The organism is Paraburkholderia bengalensis, assembly GCF_037126505.1.
GTDB classification, from domain to species: Bacteria; Pseudomonadota; Gammaproteobacteria; order Burkholderiales; family Burkholderiaceae; genus Paraburkholderia; species Paraburkholderia bengalensis.
Window position 1 is genome coordinate 1 of the sequence record NZ_JACFYJ010000196.1, and the last position, 4,095, is coordinate 4,095.

Here is a 4,095-nt window from a genome sequence, read left to right on the forward strand (position 1 = left end):
GGCGCATTATCTCGAGTTAATTTTTATGTGGAGTCTGACGCCGTGGACGTTGCGTCGGCGGCCCCAGCGCATCGCCGGTTGCTACATAAATCCCGGCAGTCAAAGGGAGTCCAGAAACACCAGAAGGTCCGGTGTAGGCTTCCATGCCTTTGCTCGGGCTGGCCGAATCCCGGCATGCTGCCAGAAGGTTTCCAGAGCGTCGCGTTTCATCTGGAGGTTTGTCGTAACGTAGCGTCCTGTCGTTGCGATACTCGCGTGGCCAAGGTAGTCGCGAATTACAGTGATGTCTGTGCCAGATTGCAATAGCGCGACGGCGCAGCTATGGCGCAGGACATGCGGTGTGATGCGCTTCCGGTCCAGCGTGGGTAAAACCTGCGTGGCCCCTTGTACATGTCGATGCAGGATGTAGGCAATTCCATCGCGGCTCAATGCTTCGCCCCGACGGTTGAGAAAGACATGCGGCTGCCGATCTGGTTGAGCGCCCATCCGCAGGCGATGCAGCGCATTGGCCGTATCGCGCCACAGCGGCAAGAGCCGATCCTTTCGACCTTTACCATGCAAACAAACCTGCCGAGGCGCAGTCAGCTCCAAGTCGCTCCAGCAAAGGTTTGCTGCTTCGCTAACGCGCGCACCGGTATTGTAGAGAAACAGCAATAACGCGTAGTCGCGACCGCCCTCAACCGTTGCCGGGTTGGGTCTGGCGAGAATTGCGCGAACCTCGTCAGCTTCCAGATAGGTCGCCGGGCGATGCCACACCTTCTTTGCCGGAATGGCAAGCGCTCGAGCATACTGTTGCGAGTGCACGATATCGGTACGCAGCAGGTGTCGGAAGAAGCTTCGAATAGCAGATCGCCGGCAATTGCGCGTCGCTGCGGAGTTCGAGCGATCCATCTCCAGATGAAGCAGGAACTGGCTAACGGTCTCTGCGGTCATGTCGTCAAGGGCAATTCCCGAAAGACTGCATCGCTTGTTCGCGGCGACGAATTCAAAGAACAGCTTCAGCGCGTCGCGATAGGCATGCACGGTATGCTCGCTGGCGCCTCGTATGCGCTGCAGGTTGTCGGTAAAGAATGATTCGACGCGCGTGAACAACGCGGCCGACGGTACGGTCTTCATTCGACTGGCCCCGCGCTGCGCAGATGACGCCGGAATCGTTGACTGGCGAGTTGGAGAAGTTGTGGCGTCGCCTTCAGGTACACCTCGGTACCGAGGACATCCTGGTGACCGAGATACGCCGACAACCACGGGAGCTTCACGTGCATATCGACTCTGGCTTCGGCCCATGCCGTGAGACGGTGCACGGCAAAGGCGTGGCGAAACTCGTAAGGTCTGGCGCCGACCCTGCCTGTCGGTGGCTTCATCGACAACTGACGAAGTAATCGGCGGAGCGCATCAGACGCGGACTTCACGGTGAGCGGCGTACCGTCGAGCCGGATAAACAATGCTCGCGGCTCGCTAACGCCGAGGCGCTCGAGGATCTCGTGACGCGCATGAAGGTATTGACGCAACTCCTGCGCGAGGTCGGGGCGAAACGGAACGATACGCGATCGTCCCTTGCTGTGTGGAATCAGGAATGTACCGCGCCTTAGATCCACGTCTTCCATACGCAAGCGTACCGCTTCGCCCAGTCGCAGGCCGGTACAGTACAGCACCAGCATCAACGTGCGTAGCATCCGTGCCCAGATCCATCGACCACGATGGCTGCTCGCCACCTGCAACATTCTCGTCACTTCATCGCGCGAGAAGATGTAGGGGATATAGTGCGATTCCTTGACCGGCGCGAGCGCGTGCTCGGGCACATATCCGGATGGATCCTCTCGACGTCGGTACAGACATAGCTGGCGCACTACCCCGAATTCCAGCCCCACCGTGACCGGCTTACGCCCGGTCTTACGCGAGAGCCATCGCCCAATGGCCTCATCGAGGGCGACGTCTGCTCTCCACCCCCATTGTTCAGCGATGAATTGGACGAAACCGTTGAGCACGAACTCGCCGCGCAAATATTGCACGCCCATGGCCCGGCGAAACCGCAGAAACTTCGCAGCGTCGTGTGCCAAACCGGCTGCTGTCACGAGCGTTCTCATGATGGGACCGGAAGCGAGACGTCGCGCAAGGTCTCCGTTGCGATACGCACATATGCCGATAAGGAGTCCGGGTCGCGATGACCGAGAATCTCTGAAATGATTCGCGGATCTGCTCCCAGGTCGATCTGGCGAGCAGCGTGAGAGTACCGCAGGACGTGACTACCGAGATACTGCGCCGTCAGCCCGGCTGCGGCCGCATGTTTGGCGATGACGTGCCAGACGGCTGAGGATCCCGTGAGCGGCGCGAACGGCAGCTTCAACTGGACGAACAGATATCGGGTTGCGGTATGTGGGGGCCTTCCGCCGCGAAGATAGCGGACCAGCGCCCTCGCGACGACCGGCAGAAGCGGCAGAGTAAAGACCGCGCCAGTCTTGGGACGCGTAACCTGTAACGACGACGAGGTCCAGTTGATATCGTCCAGTCGCAGCCGGATCAGTTCACCGGCTCCGAATCCATAGGTCACCATCATCAGCAGCATGGCGTAGTCGCGCAGGCCATGCGGATTTGATTGATCCACCGCTGCCAGTAAATGCTGGACATCCTCCCATGGCAGGGCTCGGCGTGGCCGCTCATATCGTGGCTGGACGGGAGCGATTACCGAATCGGCGAGGTTGCGCGAGCTGCGCCCGGTGGCGAACAGAAAACGGGAAAAGGACCGAATACTGCCGGCGATATCGGCCGTAGTGGTACGCGCATAGCGACGGCTACAGTCGACCAGGAATGCGTCAACGTCGACAAGCGTCATCGACCGCCAGGTTCGGTCAAGGACACGCAGGTGTTGGAGAAAATAGCCTATGTGCGTCAGCCGCTTGTGCACGGTCACCATCGGGTTACCGCGATGCGCTATGAGATAGTCCGCATACGCGCGTAGCAACGCAGTGGCGGGTCGAGCAGAAGGCGGTTGGAGACGCCACGGCGGCGGATCCCTTCCCAGCACGTAATAGACCCGATTGAGCGCGTACAAAGCCGTCCCGGAGATTGCGGCTCTGTCAGGGCTGACGCTGTGCCTGCGAGCGTACCAGTCAAAGAATCGACGCGCACCGTCGCGAGTCAGCTCAGCGCGCTCGTCAAGCCCACGCTGCTCGCAATATCCCCTGAAGCGCCGGATCCACCAAAGGTACAGTCTGCCAGCGCCGTCGCCTACAGAACGGTCGTCGTGCCACACGCGAACGATCTCCGTCGTCGTCGGAGATGTGTCGGATGGGGGCGGATCGGCAGATTGATGTCGCATTCGGCACCCTCGCTGTTACCCGATCCAGCGTAAATTCGTCCCCGGCTGCTGTCATGCCCCATCTCTTGTTGGACGCCGGCGCTGAGGCGCGAAGCATTCCGCCGCGATGGCAGAAAGCCCAGCGGGGCCGGCAGATTGTTGAGGGTATGGTGCGCAAGCGCACGCCGCAGTTCGAACAGCGAATCACATACGCCGGCCGGCTTCTGTCGCCTAGTGCCGAGCGTTGTTGCCCGGGGTAGGAGATCGAGCCCACGTAACGCTGCTTGAACTGCCCATAGACGGCGGCGCAACCAGCGTGCGGCCGCTGACAAACTCACGTCGTCCGATCGCAACGCATCGGCTGCTGCCTCTACACTTCGCATGCTTGACGCGCTTGCAACGGCTGCATCGATTGAACCGAGTAGCCCTGGAAACCTTGCAGCGAGAAAATCGGGCAGAAGGCTAAAGGTCTTGCCTACCAGAGGACAGTACCACCGCGCAATGCGCATCCCCGCTGGCGTCACGCGGCGGTAGGTGCCATGGCGAGCAAAACCGCATCCGCCTGCGGGATGTAACGGACAACGTTCCAGACGTACCGTGACCCATTCACGCCTGGCGATATATCTCTCGGCGCTGGATTGCGTTCGCAGCGGAATTTGCATGCTTGCACTCGCCTCCGTTTGGACGCCATGTTCGCATCGCGTCGCAACGAATATTATGCCGAGTGCTACGCGGCTCTGACCGAATCCGCTCGCTGCAGCACAACCGTTTCGCCGCATAAAACTCAACTCGAGATAATG

3 protein-coding genes are annotated in these 4,095 nt (G+C 60.2%); all 3 read right to left on the reverse strand.

All coding sequences use genetic code 11. The annotated features are described in order from the left end of the window. Positions 1-99: 99 nt before the first annotated feature. The 3 genes from H3V53_RS42340 to H3V53_RS42350 are packed head-to-tail and all read right to left on the reverse strand — an operon-like array spanning position 100 to position 2,911. On the reverse strand, positions 100-1,116 hold the full coding sequence (locus H3V53_RS42340) for a site-specific integrase (RefSeq protein WP_336602920.1): 1,017 nt from the start codon (positions 1,114-1,116) through the stop codon (positions 100-102). Continuing rightward, positions 1,113-2,084: a tyrosine-type recombinase/integrase gene (locus H3V53_RS42345; protein ID WP_336602921.1), complete on the reverse strand. Its 972-nt coding sequence runs from the start codon at positions 2,082-2,084 to the stop codon at positions 1,113-1,115. Before H3V53_RS42345 ends, H3V53_RS42340 begins: the two co-directional genes overlap by 4 nt. Further along, a complete protein-coding gene (locus H3V53_RS42350) occupies positions 2,081-2,911 on the reverse strand; it encodes a tyrosine-type recombinase/integrase (RefSeq protein WP_336602922.1) in 831 nt (276 codons plus the stop codon). The genes H3V53_RS42345 and H3V53_RS42350 overlap by 4 nt, the downstream gene beginning before the upstream one ends. Positions 2,912-4,095 lie beyond the last annotated feature (1,184 nt).